The 15,984-nt window shown below is 65.1% G+C and carries 16 protein-coding genes; 5 read left to right on the top strand and 11 right to left on the bottom strand.

Going from position 1 to position 15,984, the window contains the following annotated elements; genetic code table 11:
* Window positions 1–127: 127 nt before the first annotated feature.
* Window positions 128–1,479 (top strand): IS3 family transposase gene (locus ACEF39_RS07765; RefSeq protein WP_500285688.1). Its coding sequence is split into 2 segments (ribosomal slippage): window positions 128–584 and window positions 584–1,479, totalling 1,353 coding nucleotides; the frame shifts between segments, so codons are not numbered across the junction.
* 291 nt (window positions 1,480–1,770) lie between these two features.
* Here ACEF39_RS07765 and ACEF39_RS07760 read toward each other — a convergent pair.
* The gene (locus ACEF39_RS07760) at window positions 1,771–2,892 is read right to left on the bottom strand and encodes an inorganic phosphate transporter (protein ID WP_500287534.1); all 1,122 of its coding nucleotides are present in this window, start codon (window positions 2,890–2,892) and stop codon (window positions 1,771–1,773) included.
* A 13-nt stretch (window positions 2,893–2,905) separates the two neighbouring features.
* On the bottom strand, window positions 2,906–3,532 hold the full coding sequence (locus ACEF39_RS07755) for a DUF47 domain-containing protein (RefSeq protein ID WP_176021108.1): 627 nt from the start codon (window positions 3,530–3,532) through the stop codon (window positions 2,906–2,908).
* 292 nt (window positions 3,533–3,824) lie between these two features.
* On the opposite strand from ACEF39_RS07755, the gene ACEF39_RS07750 reads away from it, so the two are divergent.
* Entirely contained in the window at window positions 3,825–5,129 is a 1,305-nt protein-coding gene (locus ACEF39_RS07750) for a hemolysin family protein (protein WP_500287533.1), read from the top strand.
* On the top strand, window positions 5,113–5,766 hold the full coding sequence (locus ACEF39_RS07745; RefSeq protein ID WP_500287532.1) for an exopolysaccharide biosynthesis protein: 654 nt from the start codon (window positions 5,113–5,115) through the stop codon (window positions 5,764–5,766). The genes ACEF39_RS07750 and ACEF39_RS07745 overlap by 17 nt, the downstream gene beginning before the upstream one ends.
* Window positions 5,767–5,967: 201 nt before the next feature.
* Here the strand turns inward: ACEF39_RS07745 and ACEF39_RS07740 are convergent, their stop codons facing one another.
* The 4 genes from ACEF39_RS07740 to ACEF39_RS07725 form a co-directional block, all read right to left on the bottom strand.
* The gene (locus tag ACEF39_RS07740) at window positions 5,968–6,465 is read right to left on the bottom strand and encodes a pyridoxamine 5'-phosphate oxidase family protein (protein ID WP_500287531.1); all 498 of its coding nucleotides are present in this window, start codon (window positions 6,463–6,465) and stop codon (window positions 5,968–5,970) included.
* Between the two features lie 67 nt (window positions 6,466–6,532).
* Window positions 6,533–7,528: an LLM class flavin-dependent oxidoreductase gene (locus tag ACEF39_RS07735; RefSeq protein ID WP_500287530.1), complete on the bottom strand. Its 996-nt coding sequence runs from the start codon at window positions 7,526–7,528 to the stop codon at window positions 6,533–6,535.
* Between the two features lie 201 nt (window positions 7,529–7,729).
* Window positions 7,730–8,497: a sulfurtransferase gene (locus ACEF39_RS07730; protein WP_500287529.1), complete on the bottom strand. Its 768-nt coding sequence runs from the start codon at window positions 8,495–8,497 to the stop codon at window positions 7,730–7,732.
* 298 nt (window positions 8,498–8,795) lie between these two features.
* On the bottom strand, window positions 8,796–9,161 hold the full coding sequence (locus ACEF39_RS07725) for a DUF6164 family protein (RefSeq protein ID WP_500287528.1): 366 nt from the start codon (window positions 9,159–9,161) through the stop codon (window positions 8,796–8,798).
* Between the two features lie 69 nt (window positions 9,162–9,230).
* On the opposite strand from ACEF39_RS07725, the gene ACEF39_RS07720 reads away from it, so the two are divergent.
* Window positions 9,231–9,665 (top strand): FKBP-type peptidyl-prolyl cis-trans isomerase, encoded by a 435-nt coding sequence (locus ACEF39_RS07720; RefSeq protein ID WP_500287527.1) that lies wholly within the window; start codon window positions 9,231–9,233, stop codon window positions 9,663–9,665.
* Window positions 9,652–10,899 carry a TIGR03862 family flavoprotein gene (locus ACEF39_RS07715; RefSeq protein ID WP_500287526.1) on the top strand — a complete coding sequence of 416 codons (1,248 nt, stop codon included), beginning with the start codon at window positions 9,652–9,654 and terminating at the stop codon, window positions 10,897–10,899. The genes ACEF39_RS07720 and ACEF39_RS07715 overlap by 14 nt, the downstream gene beginning before the upstream one ends.
* A gap of 25 nt (window positions 10,900–10,924) precedes the next feature.
* On the opposite strand, the gene ACEF39_RS07710 is transcribed toward ACEF39_RS07715, so the two are convergent.
* From ACEF39_RS07710 to ACEF39_RS07690, 5 genes are all read right to left on the bottom strand, one after another.
* Window positions 10,925–11,386: a GNAT family N-acetyltransferase gene (locus ACEF39_RS07710; protein ID WP_500287525.1), complete on the bottom strand. Its 462-nt coding sequence runs from the start codon at window positions 11,384–11,386 to the stop codon at window positions 10,925–10,927.
* 43 nt (window positions 11,387–11,429) lie between these two features.
* Window positions 11,430–13,052 carry an FMN-binding glutamate synthase family protein gene (locus ACEF39_RS07705; RefSeq protein ID WP_500287524.1) on the bottom strand — a complete coding sequence of 541 codons (1,623 nt, stop codon included), beginning with the start codon at window positions 13,050–13,052 and terminating at the stop codon, window positions 11,430–11,432.
* Window positions 13,053–13,097: 45 nt separating this feature from the next.
* Window positions 13,098–14,384: a nucleotide sugar dehydrogenase gene (locus tag ACEF39_RS07700; protein ID WP_500287523.1), complete on the bottom strand. Its 1,287-nt coding sequence runs from the start codon at window positions 14,382–14,384 to the stop codon at window positions 13,098–13,100.
* Window positions 14,385–14,495: 111 nt separating this feature from the next.
* Complete coding sequence (locus ACEF39_RS07695; protein ID WP_500287522.1) at window positions 14,496–14,948, bottom strand: BLUF domain-containing protein; 453 nt, start codon at window positions 14,946–14,948, stop codon at window positions 14,496–14,498.
* Between the two features lie 58 nt (window positions 14,949–15,006).
* Window positions 15,007–15,978: a TraB/GumN family protein gene (locus ACEF39_RS07690; protein ID WP_500287521.1), complete on the bottom strand. Its 972-nt coding sequence runs from the start codon at window positions 15,976–15,978 to the stop codon at window positions 15,007–15,009.
* Window positions 15,979–15,984 lie beyond the last annotated feature (6 nt).

Raw genomic sequence — 15,984 nt, 5'->3', positions numbered from 1 at the left:
CAACGGCATCGGCAAAAGCTGGCTTTCCGTGGGATGGCGGGATGGGATGGGCTTGCAGGACACGCCGTAAACCCTTCCCTGAAGTGACCCCCGGAAGTTGGACACCCCGTCCAACTCCGAGGATTTCATGAATAGGTATGACGCGCGCTTCAAACTTCAGGTCGCCAAGGAGGCCTGCAAGACCTCCACATCCGTCAAGGCGGTGGCCCGTCGCCACGGTCTGGAGTTTTCGACGGTCCGGCGTTGGGCAGCGACCTACCGGCTGCATGGTTGGCGTGGGTTTCACCGCAAAGTCCGGTCCTACGATCTCCAGTTCAAGCTGGATGTCCTTGAAAAGATGCGTCAAGAAGGGATGTCTGGGCGCGAGGCCACGACCTATTTCCAGATCGGAGATGCCGGCGCGGTGGGGCAATGGCAACGGCTGTATGCTGACGGTGGCGCCCAAGCGTTGGCGCCGCCACCATTACCGCCCCCAAAGCCGATGAAGAAGACCCGCTCGTCCAAGCCAGCCGAGGACATGAGCCGCGATGAGCTCCTTAAGGAAGTAGCCTACCTGCGTGCGGAGACGGCCTACTTAAAAAAGCTCGATGCCTTGATCCAGGAAGAGCAGGCGGCACAGCGCACAAAGCGCAAGCCGTCCAAGGATTGAGGCAGGCCCACTCCCTGCCGCTTTTGCTCGAGGCGGCCGAGTTGTCGCGCAGCACGTTCTATTACCAGGTTCATGCCTTGGCCCATCCTGATGAGGGCGAGGTGGAACTGCGTGAGCGCATCCGCGCGATTTACGACGAAAGCCAAGGGCGCTATGGCTACCGCCGCATAACACTGGAACTGGCCAATCGGGGCGAGGCGATCAACCACAAGCGGGTGCAGCGCCTGATGGCCGAGCTGGGCCTGCAGTCGCGCGTACGCATCAAGCGCTACCGCGCGTTCAAGGGCACAGCCAATGTCGTGGTTCCCAACGAACTGGACCGTCAGTTTGAAGCCGAAATTCCCAACCAGAAGTGGGTGACCGATGTAACCGAGTTCAAAGTGCAGGGCATGAAGCTCTATCTTTCGCCGATCATGGACCTCTACAACGGCGAAATCGTGGCCTACCAGATGAAGCGTCGGCCGGTGTTCGATCTGGTGGGTCAGATGCTGGATCAGGCGATCAAAAAGCTCTCACCCGAAGATCGACCGATGATCCACTCTGACCAGGGATGGCACTACCAGCACGAGAACTACCGGCACAAGCTCGAGAGGCGCGGCCTGAAACAAAGCATGTCCCGACGTGGCAACTGCCTGGACAACGCGGCCATGGAGAGTTTCTTCGGGACACTGAAGTCGGAATTTTTCTACCTGAACAGCTTTGACAGTATCGAAAGCCTGGAAGCGGGCCTGGTTGAGTACATCAGGTACTACAACGAAGACCGCATCAAGCTGAAGTTGAAGGGCATGAGCCCGGTAAAGTACCGGGAACAGGCCAAGCTGGCCGCCTGACCGCCCAACTGTCCAGCTTTTGGGGGTCACTTCACCATGGGGGCTCGATGGCGCCATCCATGGCGCCAACGGTCCTACAAGCCCATCCCACCCCGCCTTCGACAGGTTCATGCTGCTGATGGTGGGGGCGACCGTCTGATGTTGGTAGGTGTCGACCTTGGTCGACACGTTGGATACGGGAAAATGACCTGCCCATGAAAAAAGCCCGCCGGAGTCCGGCGGGCTTTTTGTTTTGCCGGGGTCAGATCCTTTTCCCGTAGGGAAAGAGCTCTGACCCCATTGCCTCGTGCTTCAGGCCCAGCCGAGCAGCTCGAACAACTTCAGGATCAGGTAGGCGCAGCCGCCTGCCGCCGGAATGGTCAGGATCCAGGCCCAGACAATGCGCTCGATCACGCCCAGGCGCAGCGAACGCGGGTTCTTGGCGAAGCCGACGCCCATGATCGCGGTCGAGATGCTGTGGGTGGTCGACACCGGCATGCCGAAGTGGGCAGCCACGGTCAGCACGGTGGCCGAGCTGGTTTCCGCGGCGAAACCGTGGATCGGATGCAGCTTGACCATTTTGTGGCCCAGGGTCTTGATGATCTTCCAGCCGCCCGAGGCGGTACCGGCGGCCATCACCACGGCGCAGGTCAGCACGATCCACATGGCGATGCCATCACCGGCGTGCGCGTCCGGATGCATGAAGGCCAGCCACGACGGCAGGTCGTTCAACGCGCCAGTCGCTTCGGCACCGATCAGGGTCATCGCGATGATGCCCATGGTCTTCTGCGCATCGTTGTGGCCGTGGGCGAAGCCCATGTAGGCTGCCGAGGCGATCTGTGCCTTGCCGAAGAACGCATTGACGATGCGCGGGCGTGCCAGTCGGCCGATCGCGCCGCCGATCCTGGCCAGGCCGGCGATCAGTGCCCACAGCAGCACCATCACCACGATGCCGAGCAGGAAGCCGGCAATCGGCGAGGTGATCATCGGCACGAACACCTTCCACAGCAGGCCCTTGTTCTGCGCCCAGCTGCCGAAGCGTTCCGACCAGATCAACGCATCCCAGTTGTTGTGGGCCGCGGCCAGGCCGGCACCACACAGGCCGCCGATCAGCGCGTGCGAGGACGAGGACGGCAAGCCCTTCCACCACGTGATCAGGTTCCAGATGATGCCGCCGAGGAGCGCGCACAGGATCACCTGCGGGGTCACGTCGACCACGTTGGTGTTGAGCAGGCCCGAAGCAATGGTCAGAGCCACGGCAGTGCCGGTCAGCGCCCCCAGCAGGTTCATGAACGCGGCGAGCATCACCGCCCAACCGGGCGACAGTACTTTGGTCGCCACCACGGTGGCGATGGAGTTGGCGGTGTCGTGGAAGCCGTTGATGAACTCGAAAACGAGCGCGGCCAGGATCACCACCAGGACGAGGGTCAGCATGCTGTGGCGTCCGTCAGCTGTTCTTCAACACGATCTGGTAGGCCACCACGCCGGCTTCGCGGCAGCGGTCGATGGCCTTTTCCAGGATCTCGAAGAATTCTTTCAGCAGGAACATCTGCAGGTTGTCCAGGCGACCGGAGTAGATGTCGCGATACAGCTCGAGCATCAGGCGGTCGGCTTCGTTTTCCAGCGAACGCAGCCGCTCGTTGAGCGCGGTCATCCGGTCCAGGTTCATGTGGCGCAGGTCGGCGACCATCTCCACCACCACGCCAGCGGCCTGCTCGAGCATCGCCGCGCGCGGCGCGAAGTCGATGTGCTCAAGATGGGTCGTGGCCAGCGAATAGCGATCGGCGAACTTCTCGATCTGCTTGGGAATCTTGTACAGGGCCGAACCCAGCGCTTCGATGTCTTCGCGCTCGATCGGGGTCATGAAGCTGTCCACCAGCGCCTGGCTGATCTTGTCCGAGGCCGCGCGCTCGCGCAGACGGGCCAGCTTGAAGGCATCCAGGGCGGGCTGGCGATCGGCCTCGCGCAGCATCGAATGCAGTGCCTTGGCGGCGTCGGAAGCCGCGACGGCAGCCTCATCAAGCAGGGTGTAGAACTGTTTGCCGGAACCGAAAATGGTCTGCAGAGAGAACATTGAGAAACCTGTCAGCCGTCGCGGGAAGGACGGCACCAGGGCGAATTATGACGGCTAGATGACCATCACGGGTATCCCTGGTCCTTTTCGGGGTCAGGATCACCCAAAACTGAACAGGCATTTGCCACCCGACCACGGCCCTTTGCTAAGATGCCAGCGCGCCTTCGGGCGCACCTTATGGACGACGACCCTTATCCCCCAGCGCCGCGCCGGACCCTGTTCCTGAGCGCCTGCCGCCATCGCAAGCACCCGCCCTCCCTGTCACCAACCGGGGACGATGCCCGTGTTTGAAATGATCCTGATTGTCTTCGCGCTCGTTCTGTTGAACGGCTTCTTTGCCATGTCCGAGATGTCGGTCATGACCTCGCGCAAGAGCCGGCTGAAGCAGCTGGCCGGCACCTCCAAGCGCGCGGCCAAGGCGCTGGAGCTGTCGGAAAAGCCCGAAGCGTTCCTGTCCACCGTACAGATCGGCATCACCGTGATCGGCGTGCTGACGGGCTTCCTTGGGGGCGAAGCACTGGGCGAGGCCATCGGTGGCTGGATCCAGGGGCTGATGCCGGGCTTTGCCTACGCCGGTGCGGTTGGCAAGGCGCTGGCAGTCACCTTCATCACCTTCATTACGCTGATCTTCGGCGAACTGGTGCCCAAGCGCCTGGCCCTGACCCGTTCAGAGGACATCGCCGGACTGGTGGCGCTGCCGATGAGCTGGCTGGCCAAGCTGGCCTTCCCCTTCGTCTGGCTGCTGTCCAAGACCACCCAGTTGGTGCTGCGCCTGTTCGGCCTGGGCAAGGACGAGGCCGCGTCGGTCACCGAAGAGGAGATCCGCATGCTGGTGGCCGAGAGCCACGAAGCCGGCGTGATCGACAGCCACGAACGCGACATGATGAACCGCGTGATGCGCCTGGGCGACCGTACCGCCGACAGCCTGATGACCCCACGCAACCGGATCGCCTGGCTGGACACGCTGGGTGGCCTGGACAAGAACCTGGAGATCATGGCCGAGCATGAGTTCTCGCGGTACCCGGTGTACCGCGACAACGACATGGACGTGGTCGGCGTGCTTGAACTGAAATCACTGGCCACGCGCATGGCGCGCGGTGACAACGCGCTGTTCCAGACCCTGCGCGAGCCGCTGTACGTCTCTGAATCCACCCATGCGATGAAGCTGCTGGAGATCTTCCGCGAAGAACAGCAGTCGATGGCGCTGGTGGTGGACGAGTACGGCGAGATCCAGGGCCTGGTGACCATCAGCGACCTGATGGGCGCGGTGGTCGGCCGCCTGCAGGCGACGGAGAATGCCGACGAAGACGCGCTGGTGGTGACCCGTGAAGACGGTTCGCTGCTGGTGGACGGCTCGCTGCCGATCGAGGACCTGCGCGAGCTGATCGGCAGCAACGACCTGCCTGACGCCGAGGATGGCGACTACTACACCCTGGCCGGCATGTGCATCCATTTCTTCGGCCGCATCCCGCACGCGGGCGAGTACTTCGACTGGGCCGGCTGGCGCTTCGAAGTGGTCGATCTGGACGGCGCGCGGGTGGACAAGCTGCTGCTTCGCACCCTGTCCGACGAGCAGGCCGATGAGCTCACCGCCTGAGTCCGGCCCCGGCGCGGCGCCGCCGGAGTACCGCAACGAGGGCATCCGCACCCTGCTGGCGATGTTCGCCTTCGGTGATCCGGCCCAGCACATGAAGCTGGGGCAGATCCTGCAGGATCTGCAGCAAAGCGCTTTCGGTGTATTCCTGTTCGTCGCCATCCTGCCGGCCTTCATTCCCATTCCGGGACTGGGCGGCGCGGTCAGCGGTCCGCTGGTGATCCTGATCGGCCTGCAGATGCTGTTCTGCATGCGCCGGCCCTGGCTGCCCGGCTTCATTGCCCGTCGCGGGCCCAAGCGCGGCACCATGCACCGGTTCCTGGACCGCATCGATGGCGCCCTGCGCCGCCTCGACCGCATGCTCAAGCCGCGCATGCCACAACTGCTGACGCCGCCCCCCGCCCACGCCTTCAGCGGCCTGCTGCTGGTGCTGCTGGGCCTGCTGCTGTCGCTGCCGATTCCGTTCACCAACTATCTGTTCGGCTTCCAGTTGCTGCTGTTCGCACTGGCTCTGCTCGAGCGTGATGGTGCGTTGATGTTGTTCAACTGGGTTGCTGCCGTGGTGGCGATCGCATTCTTTGGTTTCAGTTCCGGGCAGCTGGTGGGCTACACCGTCGAACTGTTCCAGCGCTGGTTCTGAGCGCAGGCAATTTCGGGGCGCTTCCCATCCACGCATGGCGTGGATCTACTTCGGATCACTTGCATCCACGCATGGCGTGGATCTACTTCGAATCACTTGCGTCCACGCATGGCGTGGATCTACTTCGGATCGCGTGCATTGGCGCGTGGCGCGGATCTACCTTGAACCCAGTAGATCCACGCCATGCGTGGATGCGGCACCTCAACGCAGGTCGATGAAACCGTTGTCACCCAGCTGGGCCGGCTCGTCCTGCACTGCCGACAACACGAAACTGAGGGCCGAGCCCAGCAGCGTGCCCGGACCGTCCCAGTATTCGGCGGTCTCCGCACGTACGTGGATCAACCGCAATTTCGGATCATCGGGACCACCGGGAAAGAACAGCTTCATCGCCGGCGACCAAAGCTCTTCGACCTTGGCGCGGTCATCGACAATGCGCGCCACACCCGCCACCGAGACATACGTATTCTTTGACGGTGAGGCATAGGCCACGTTGACCCGCGGGTCGAGCGCGATCTCGGCCACCTTCGGGCTGTCGGCAGCGGTGGCGAACCACAGGTCGCCATCGAAGGCGACCTGCTGGGTGCCGAGCGGACGGCTGTAGAGGCGCCCGTCGACACCGCGGGTGGTGAACATCGCCACCTCGACGTCCTTGATCAGTTCGGCCAGCTGGGCAATGTGTTCGGTACGGGACTGGTCCATGGGGGACTCCGGAGGTGTGAGTCCCCATCAGACGCGCCTGCGCCGCAAATTGCCGTGACGCAATTGTTCAGCCCGCGTGGCGGGCGTGCCAGGCGTGCATCGCCAGCTCGAACGAGCGAAGGCGTGCGCGGTGGTCGTACAGGTTGGCAGTAAGCATCAGTTCGTCCGGCTGATGGCGTTCAATGAAAGCCGCGATGCCGTCGGCCACCTGCTGCGGATCACCCAGCACCGTGCACGCCAGCGCCCGCTCCACGCCCAGCTTCTCGTGCGGCTCCCAGAACGCTTCGATGTCGTCGATCGGCGCCGGGATCTTGCCCGGACGGCCGCGACGCAGGTTGACGAAGCTCTGCTGCTGGCTGGTGAACAGCCGGCGCGATTCGGCCTCGCTGTCACTGGTCACCACGTTCAATGCCAGCATCGCGTGCGGTTGCTTGAGCGTGGCCGAAGGGCGGAATTCGCGGCGATACACCGCCAGCGCTTCATCCATGGAGTCAGGGGCAAAGTGAGAGGCGAATGCGTACGGCAGGCCCATCGAGGCGGCCATGCGCGCGCCGAACAGGCTGGAACCGAGGATCCAGGTCGGCACCCGCAGGCCGCCACCGGGCACGGCCTGCACCGCTTGGCCGGGCTGCACCGGCTCGAAGTAGTGCAGCAGTTCGCGCACGTCCTGCGGGAACTGGTCGGCACTGTCGAAATAGCGGCGCAGGGCGCGCGCGGTCGGCTGGTCGGTACCCGGTGCACGGCCCAGGCCCAGGTCGATGCGATCCGGGTACAGCGAAGCCAACGTGCCGAACTGCTCGGCCACCTGCAGCGGCGCATGGTTGGGCAGCATGATGCCACCGGCACCGACGCGGATGCGTTTCGTGCCACCGGCCACATGACCGATCAGCACCGCAGTGGCAGCACTGGCGATGCCGGGCATGTTGTGGTGTTCGGCCAGCCAGTAGCGGCGGTAGCCCAGCGCATCGGCATGCTGGGCCAGCTCGAGCATGTTGGCAAAGGCTGCAGTGGTATCGCTGCCCTCGCAGACCGGGGCCAGGTCGAGAATCGACAACGGGATCATCAGGCGGTTTTCCGTCACAAGATCCCCTGTTGATGGGGTCGCCCTGCCCCGGCGGCCAGTGTCGGTAGCGGGACGCTGATTCCCGTTGGGCGGGCCCAGGGCCCGCCGGGCTTGATCCGGTAGTGCCGGCCGCTGGCCGGCAGGCAGAGAGCCGTGGCAGCCGGCCAGCGGCCGGCTCTACCGGGACACCGGCATTTCGGGTCAGAACGCGCTGGGGCGTGGCTCGGGCAACGGCTCGTCCACCAACGGCTTCAGTTCGGCATCCAGCGCCACCCGTTCGTCGAATACGAAACAACGACCTTCGTAGCCCTCACCGCCCACTTCCTCAAAGTAGCCGAGGATGCCGCCATCAAGCTGCAGCACGTTGTCCATACCGTCGTTGAGCATCCACAGCGCCGCCTTCTCGCAGCGGATGCCACCGGTGCAGAAACTGACCACGGTGCTGTCCTTCAGCGCTTCACGATGGGGCGCCAGCGCCTCGGGCAGATCGGTGAACTTGTGGATGGGCAGTACCAGCGCGTCCTTGAAGGTGCCGTACTCGATCTCCTGCAGGTTGCGCGTATCGAGCATCACCACTGGCTTGCCAGCATCATCGTGCCCCTGCCGCAGCCAGCGCTGCACGGTGGCAGGATCGATCGCCGGCGCGCGCGGATAGTCCAGCGGTTGACCATCGTCACGGCGGAAGCTGATGATCTCGTCCTTGACCTTGGCCTTCAGCCGCGCGAACGGCTGGTGCTCGCTGAAGCTGGTCTTGACCCGCATGTCGGCGAAGCGCGCATCAGCACGCAGTTCCGCGTAGAAGCCATCGATCGCGGACGGTGCACCCGCCAGGAACAGGTTCAGCCCCTCGCCCGCCACCAGGATCGTGCCCTGCAGGCCGGACGCCTCGGCACGCGTCTGCAGCAGGTCACACAGGGCCTGCGGAGCGTCGATGACGGCGAAATGATAAGCAGCGGTATTGGCGATCATCCCGCCATTTTACCGCCTGACCGCCCCCGTATCAGCCTCCACCGTTCATCCACGCATGGCGTGGATCTACCACAGTGTCGACCAAGGTCGACATCTACCGACAGCACCCGGAACGCGTCCGGGGCGGGCGGTGTGGGCAGGCGGGGGCGCAGAGCGCCATGGATGGCGCTCTACGAGGCACGCAGGAGCAGCTTTTGCCGTCCCCCGCCTGCCCGCACCGCTCCGCCCAATCACGGGAAACCCGCTATTAACGTTGCCGTTGCCTCTGCGGGTGCCGGGTGCAACCCGGCCGACCCCCCTACCCCCGCAGCAGCATGAACGGCAGCAGCACCAGTGCCGCCGCCACCGCCATGCCCAGCAGCACCAGCACCACGAACACAGGGCGGCGGCGCACCAGGCTGCCAAAGGTCTCGGCAGTGCCGTCGCGCAGGGCCTGTTCGCGCTCGGCACGGACCCGCACGCCGCGGGCCGCCTGGTAGTCGGCCATCAGCGCCTTGGCACGCGGCTGGTCGGCATCCTCGCGCAGCCACAGGCCGCCATTGGAGATGCCCCAAGGACTGGGTTCGGTGCGGTACCAGGCGATGCCATGCTGGTCGAGCAGCGTGCAGACATCGGCATATTCGTCGTTGCCGACATTGCGCAGATTGAGCAGGAGTTTTGCCATGTGCCCATGATACCCGGCGCCGATGCGCTAACCTTGCCGCCCTTGACTCATCCCCCCTGGAGACGCCTAATGCGCCGCCTGCTGCTTCCCCTGCTGCTGTCCCTCGCCGCCGTTGGTTGCTCGTCGGAGCCGTCCGGCCCGCCGCCGGGAGGCACCATTGCCACGTTCGAGCGCATCGACACCCAGCCCGGCACCGGCGCCGAGGCCGTGCCGGGCCAGAAGGTCAGCGTGCATTACACCGGCTGGATCTACGACGAGCGCGCCGACAACAAGCACGGCAAGACCTTCGACAGTTCGGTCGAACGCGGCGAGCCGTTCACCTTCACGCTGGGCGCTGGCCAGGTCATCCGCGGTTGGGATGAAGGCGTCGCCGGCATGAAGGTCGGTGGCAAGCGCACGCTGATGATTCCGCCGGAATTCGGCTATGGCGATCGCCAGGTCGGCCCGATCCCGGCGGGTTCGTCGCTGGTGTTCGATGTCGAGCTGCTCAATGTCCAACAGTGACGTACGCCCGCCGCGTCGCGTCGCCGTCATCGGCGGCGGCCCGGCGGGGCTGTTTGCTGCCGAACGGTTGCGCGCGGCTGGGATCGACGTTGATCTGTACGAGGCCAAGGGCTCGCCGGGCCGCAAGTTCCTGATCGCAGGCAAGGGTGGGCTCAACCTCACCCATTCCGACCCGCGTCCGCTGTTCGACAGCCGGTACCGCGAGCAGGCCGCCAGCGTCGGCCAATGGCTGGACGGCTTCGACGCACAGGCGCTGCGCGACTGGGCCGCAGGCTTCGGTGTGGAGACCTACGTCGGCAGTTCTGGCCGCGTGTTCCCGGTTGACCGCAAGGCCGCACCGCTGCTGCGCGGCTGGGTTCGCCGGCTGAAGGAACAGGGCGTGCGCCTGCACGTCAACCATCGCTGGCAAGGCTGGGGCGAAGACGGCGCACTGCGCTTTGCCACCGAGAGTGGTGCGCTGGACGTGCGCGCCGACGCGACCGTGTTGGCGCTGGGTGGCGGAAGCTGGCCGCAGCTCGGCAGCGACGGCGCATGGGTTCCGGCGTTGCAGGCCCACGCCGTGGATATCGCGCCGCTGCAATCGGCCAACTGCGGATTCGACGTGGCGTGGACACCGTTCTTCGCGCAGCGCCACGCGGGAGCGCCACTGAAGCCGGTCGTCGCACATTGGCATGGCCTCGACGGTGGGCCGCACTCGCTGCAGGGCGAGTGCGTCGCCAGCGAGTACGGTATCGAAGGCAGCCTGATCTACGCCCTGTCGGCCGACCTGCGTGACACCATCAACCGCGATGGTCACGCCACCCTATGGCTGGACCTGGTTCCGGGCCGCGACTACGCACGTCTGCAGGCCGATCTCTCACAGCCGCGCAAGGGTCGCAGCTTCGGCGAGCACCTGCGTCGCCAGGCGGGGCTCGACGCGGTGAAGACCGCGCTGGTATTCGAAACGCTGGGCAAGGATGCCGGCAACGATCTGTCCGCCGTAGTCACCACATTGAAGCGCCTGCCGCTGCGCCTGTTGCGCCCGCGGCCGATGGCCGAGGTGATCAGCACGGCAGGTGGCGTGCGCCTGGATGCGCTGGACGATGGGTTGATGCTGCGTGCCTTGCCGGGCGTGTTCTGCGCCGGAGAAATGCTGGACTGGGAAGCCCCGACCGGTGGCTACCTGTTGACGGCGTGCTATGCCAGCGGACTGCGTGCGGCAGACGGCGTGACAGCGTGGTTGGCCACGCGTTGATCAACGTGCGGTAGCGCCGGACACATCAGGCTGGCCGGCGCATTTTCACCGAAGCCAATGCCACGCCGCTGGGATGCGGATACAGTTCCTCGCGTTCGGCGACGAAGCCCTGCCGCTGGTAGAACGGCACGGCATTGAGCGAAGCCGACAACACCACCTCCCGCGTCGGGTCGGCCAGGGCCAGCAACCGCTGCATCAGCGCTTGGCCAATCCCCTGCCCGCCCCGATCCGGATCGACGAACAACGCGTCGATCTCGTTGCCCTCGGCATCGAGCACACCAAACCCCAGCACATTGCCCCGATCATCCTCGGCGACGACGCAGCCGCCCTGCCCCAGCAGCCGCGAATACTGCACCGGCGGCGGCGACGCCGACCAGGGTGCAATCACCGCCGGCGGATAGTGGCTGCTGCACAGCTCACGTACGCAGCGCGTTCTCAGGGCCCACAGTGTGCTTACATCCTCGTTGGTGCCGGTCCTGAACTGCATGCGATCTCCGTATGCGTCTGCTTTTCATGCCCCGTAACGCGGGTCATCGCGACTTGCTGGCCCGCAGCGCCTGGATCTTCGGCGGCGGCTGGAAGGAATCACTGCGCGCATCGGCCCAGAACGAATGGAACACCGCGTGGTCGGGCACCTTGTGCAGCAGTTCGCCCGGCTCCAGGTAGCGGTACAGCGAGGCCAGCGAACGGATCTCGACTGGCGACACCCGGCGCAGAATGTGTTCCGGGCCAAGCTCGGCCGGATCGTTCAAGCCTGCCGCACACAGCAGCTCCTTAAGCGCATGCAGCGTGTGCTCGTGGAAGCTGTACACGCGCGTGGCCTTGTCCGGAGCATCGAGGTGCTTCCAGCGCGCCGGATCCTGGGTAGCGATGCCGGTCGGGCACTTGTCGGTGTGGCAGCTGAGTGACTGGATGCAGCCCAGCGCGAACATGAAACCGCGCCCGGCATTGCACCAGTCAGCGCCCATCGCAATGGTGCGGGCGATATCGAACGCGCTGGTTATCTTGCCGGCCGCGCCGATGCGGATGTGTTCGCGCAGGTCCAGGCCAACCAGGGTGTTGTGCACCAGCAGCAACGCCTCGTGCATCGGCACACCCACGTGATCGACGAACTCGGCGGGTGCCGCACCGGTGCCGCCTTCGGCGCCATCGACGACGATGAAATCAGGCAGCAGACCGGTCTCGTGCATCGCCTTGGCGATGCCGAACCATTCCCATGGGTGGCCGATGGCCAGCTTGAAGCCGACCGGCTTGCCACCAGACAACTCGCGCAGGCGGGCGACGAACTGCAGCAGTTCAACCGGCGTGGAGAACGCCGAATGACGTGACGGAGAAACGCAGTCCACGCCCATCGGCACCCCACGCGTCACCGAGATCTCGGCGGTCACCTTCGGCGCCGGCAGCACCCCGCCATGGCCAGGCTTGGCGCCCTGCGACAGCTTGATCTCGATCATCTTCACCTGCTCGAGCGCGGCGTTGATGGCGAAGCGTTCCTCGCTGAAGCCGCCCTTCTCGTCACGGCACCCGAAGTAGCCCGAGCCGATCTCCCAGACCAGGTCGCCGCCCATCTCACGGTGATACGGTGAAATCGAGCCTTCGCCGGTGTCGTGGTAGAAACCACCCCGGCGCGCGCCTTCGTTCAACGCGCGGATCGCGTTGGCCGACAGCGAGCCGAAACTCATCGCCGAGATGTTGAACACGCTGGCCGAATAGGGTTTGGCACAGTTCGCACCGATCAGCACGCGGAAATCGTGCTTGGCGATGGTGGTCGGCGCCAGTGAATGGTTGATCCATTCGTAGTCCACCGCATAGGCGCTGCGCAGGGTGCCGAAGGGCACCGTATCCATCTGGTTCTTGGCACGCTGGTAGATCAGCGCGCGCTGCTGCCGCGAGAACGGCACATCTTCCAGATCGCTCTGCACGAAGTACTGGCGGATCTCCGGGCCGATGGATTCCAGGCCGTAACGGAAGTGCGCCATCACCGGATAGTTGCGGCGCAGGGTGCTGCGCTTCTGCAGCAGGTCCCAGGTCCCCAGCGCCACCATCGCGGCCGTAAGGCCGACGCCCCAATACCAGGCCGGCCAGATCGTGGCCAGCCACAGGCAGATCGGAAACATCAGGATGGCGAGCAGGTAGACGATATACCGGTGCATGGCGTTCCTCGGTTGCAACTGCCCCCGAGTCTACCGCGCAAGCACCTACAGGCGATCGTCGACCACGCTGCGCGGCCAGGCAGACTTCACGTCGTAGACCAGTCCACCGGGCGCCAGCAGGCTGCGGATATGGACATCGTCCATCGCCTTGAAGCTCTCATGCGCCACCGCCAGCACCACTGCGTCGTAGCTGCCGGCCACCGGCTCGGCCAGCCAGTTCACGCCCTCGTCCGCCAGTGCCGCCGGCCCAACCCACGGATCGCTGACGTCCACCTGCGCACCGCTGTCGGCCAGCCGCTGGGCCAGTTCCAGCGCGCGGCTGTTGCGCAGGTCCGGGCAATCCTCCTTGAAGGTCACGCCCAGCACCAGGATGCGCGATTGCGTCGGTGCACGACCTCGCTCGGCCAGCATCGCCAACACACGGTTGGCCACGTGCTCGCCCACCCGGTTGTTGACCTGCCGCGCGGTATGGATGAGGTCGGGGTGGTAGCCCATGCTTTCGGACTTGTGCAGCAGGTAGTACGGGTCTACGCCGATGCAGTGGCCTCCCACCAGCCCCGGCCGGAACGGCAGGAAATTCCATTTGCTGCCTGCGGCGTCGAGCACATCCTGGGTGTCGATGTCGAGCCGATCGAAGATCAAGGCCAATTCGTTGACCAGCGCGATGTTGACGTCACGTTGGATGTTCTCCACCACCTTGGCTGCTTCGGCGACCCGCATCGACGGCACCGGGAACGTGCCGGCGGTGATGATCCGCTGGTACAGGCCATCGACCACCGCCGCCACTTCCGGCGTTGAACCGGACGTGATCTTGCGGATGTCGGCCAAGCGCCGCTGGCGATCACCCGGGCTGACCCGCTCGGGACTGTAGCCGCAGTAGAAATCCTCGTTGAAGCGCAGGCCCGAGCCCTGCTCCAGCAACGGCACACAGACTTCTTCGGTGGTACCGGGGTAGACAGTGGATTCGTAGATCACCAGGTCACCGGCGCGGAGATGGCTGGCGATCAGTCGCGTCGCCGAGCGCAAGGGCTCCAGATCGGGCTGCTCGTAGGCATCGATCGGCGTGGGCACGGTGACGATGTAGATGTTGCAGGCGTCCAGCTGTGCCGGATCGCTGCTGTAGCGCAGCAGCGAAGCGCTGGCCAGTTCGTCCGGCTCCATCTCCAGCGTGTGGTCCTGCCCGCCGGCCAGTTCGGCAATGCGCGCGGCGTCGATGTCGTACCCCAGGGTCCGCAGCTGCTGCCCGAACGCCACCGCCAACGGCAGCCCGACATACCCCAGGCCGATGATGGCCGGCGACGGCATCTGTGCTGCGCCAATCGGCGCGCTCATGCGCGGCGACCAACAGGCGACGACGGTGTCCACTGGATCATGCGAGGGTCCGGATGCAGGCAAACATGCCGACAAGATTAACCGCGGCGGCGGCGGCAGACCACGCCCGGATCAGGATCCGAGGCTGACGGCCGCAGGTTCAAGCTCCCCGTGCCCCCCTGTCCAGGCCCGCAACAGCAGGCAGAAGCCATTATCCGGGGGATTCTGCTCCAGGCTGAAATCGCGCCACGGGGCCGTCGCGATGCCGGTCAACGTCGCGGTATCCACATACCGGTTGGCCATGGTCCAGCGCGGGAACCAGCGGGTCGGGATCGGGCCTTCGGCAAGCAGGGTGATGCTGCCGTGGCGACGCGCGTTGCCGATGCGCGCGCGGACCGAGGCCAGCCCATCCCGCGGGCCTTCGATGTACTGCAGGAAACGGCTGCCATCGAACATCAGCACCCCGGTCACTCCGGCCATGCGATTGAACGCGGTCGCATCGGCCAGGAGCGCATCGAGCTCAGGCACGTCCAGTCCCTCCCTGGCCGTGCTGACATAGGCGTACGCATGCAACGGCATGTCCATCACTCCCCTCCTGAGTGCAGAGGAATATGACAGGAAGCACGAGGACTTCAAGCGTTGACTATTCCGGCGGCGCCTCGACCTGATAGCCGCGCTGCACCAATGCATCCAGATAGCCTTCGCCCAGCAGCAGGCTGACCGGCACCGTCGCGAACGTGCCAGCGTAGCCGGCCAACGCCGCATCCACGCCCTGCAACCAGCGTGTACGCACCTGTTGCGGCATATCGCTCCAGCCGCGCCGGCGCACGAAGGCCGAATCCTGCAGCAGTTCGCGGCAGGTCCGGGCCATCGCCGAGCCCGACAGCCGACGCAGTGCAGCAACATCGCCGAGCGCCCAGGCATTGGCACGCTCACGCAACACCGGCGCCTGGAATTCCACGGTATCGAGCGTGCGTTCGAAGCACGCACGGTCATCGACCTCGGTGGCCTGCAGTTCCTTCAACGTGCCACGGATGTCGTCGACCTTCAGCTTCACCTGCACGTCTTCCGGCTTCAGATCGCGGGCCTTGTAGGCGCGCCCGAGCGCTTCCTTCACCTGCTTGCCGTCGCGCAGGCCGTTGCGCTTGAGGAACGCCTGGTACAGGCGACCGGAGGCCACCAGCGGACGGTCCTTTTCCACGCCACGATCATTGCCCATGTAAGTCTGTTTCAGCCCCAGCCAGCGTGCGTACGTTGCCGCCGGCAGGATTTGATCCAGCGTGCGCCCCTGCGGATCGCGCGCGGTCCTCATCGCCAGCGGAAGCAGGGTCAGGCCCTTGAACACGCCGATCTTCGCATCGAGGCTGAAACCCGGATCGCCCAGCACGTGGTCGACACCGGCGATGGTCCGTTCGACTTCATCCGAGCGCCATTGCACGCCGCTTGGCAACGGCGAGACCGTTCCCAGGATCCACAGCACATGCCCCTGCGGAGCGGTGACCTTCCAGAGCCCGGGGCCGGGTTGTTCACCGGTCACCTGCACCGTGTCCATGTCCACCACCGGGCCAGTGGACGTCGGCACCTGCTGCGCGGCGGCCGGGCCTATCGCCAGCATCAGCCC

Origin of the sequence: Stenotrophomonas indicatrix, assembly GCA_041545745.1 — a bacterium.
Lineage (GTDB): Bacteria > Pseudomonadota > Gammaproteobacteria > Xanthomonadales > Xanthomonadaceae > Stenotrophomonas > Stenotrophomonas indicatrix_A.
The sequence above is the reverse complement of the archived record's forward strand: the minus strand, read 5'-3'. Positions and strand labels throughout refer to the sequence as shown.

What these genes read in the sequence shown, in the direction of transcription:
- ACEF39_RS07720 (WP_500287527.1), top strand. Translation starts at nt 9,231, where the DNA reads ATGCGCCGCCTGCTGCTTCCCCTGCTGCTGTCCCTCGCCGCCGTTGGT.
- ACEF39_RS07695 (WP_500287522.1), bottom strand. Translation starts at nt 14,948, where the DNA reads ATGGACATGCCGTTGCATGCGTACGCCTATGTCAGCACGGCCAGGGAG.
- ACEF39_RS07730 (WP_500287529.1), bottom strand. Translation starts at nt 8,497, where the DNA reads ATGATCGCCAATACCGCTGCTTATCATTTCGCCGTCATCGACGCTCCG.
- ACEF39_RS07715 (WP_500287526.1), top strand. Translation starts at nt 9,652, where the DNA reads ATGTCCAACAGTGACGTACGCCCGCCGCGTCGCGTCGCCGTCATCGGC.
- ACEF39_RS07760 (WP_500287534.1), bottom strand. Translation starts at nt 2,892, where the DNA reads ATGCTGACCCTCGTCCTGGTGGTGATCCTGGCCGCGCTCGTTTTCGAG.
- ACEF39_RS07725 (WP_500287528.1), bottom strand. Translation starts at nt 9,161, where the DNA reads ATGGCAAAACTCCTGCTCAATCTGCGCAATGTCGGCAACGACGAATAT.
- ACEF39_RS07705 (WP_500287524.1), bottom strand. Translation starts at nt 13,052, where the DNA reads ATGCACCGGTATATCGTCTACCTGCTCGCCATCCTGATGTTTCCGATC.
- ACEF39_RS07740 (WP_500287531.1), bottom strand. Translation starts at nt 6,465, where the DNA reads ATGGACCAGTCCCGTACCGAACACATTGCCCAGCTGGCCGAACTGATC.
- ACEF39_RS07690 (WP_500287521.1), bottom strand. Translation starts at nt 15,978, where the DNA reads ATGCTGGCGATAGGCCCGGCCGCCGCGCAGCAGGTGCCGACGTCCACT.
- ACEF39_RS07745 (WP_500287532.1), top strand. Translation starts at nt 5,113, where the DNA reads ATGAGCTCACCGCCTGAGTCCGGCCCCGGCGCGGCGCCGCCGGAGTAC.
- ACEF39_RS07750 (WP_500287533.1), top strand. Translation starts at nt 3,825, where the DNA reads ATGATCCTGATTGTCTTCGCGCTCGTTCTGTTGAACGGCTTCTTTGCC.
- ACEF39_RS07700 (WP_500287523.1), bottom strand. Translation starts at nt 14,384, where the DNA reads ATGAGCGCGCCGATTGGCGCAGCACAGATGCCGTCGCCGGCCATCATC.
- ACEF39_RS07710 (WP_500287525.1), bottom strand. Translation starts at nt 11,386, where the DNA reads ATGCAGTTCAGGACCGGCACCAACGAGGATGTAAGCACACTGTGGGCC.
- ACEF39_RS07735 (WP_500287530.1), bottom strand. Translation starts at nt 7,528, where the DNA reads ATGATCCCGTTGTCGATTCTCGACCTGGCCCCGGTCTGCGAGGGCAGC.
- ACEF39_RS07755 (WP_176021108.1), bottom strand. Translation starts at nt 3,532, where the DNA reads ATGTTCTCTCTGCAGACCATTTTCGGTTCCGGCAAACAGTTCTACACC.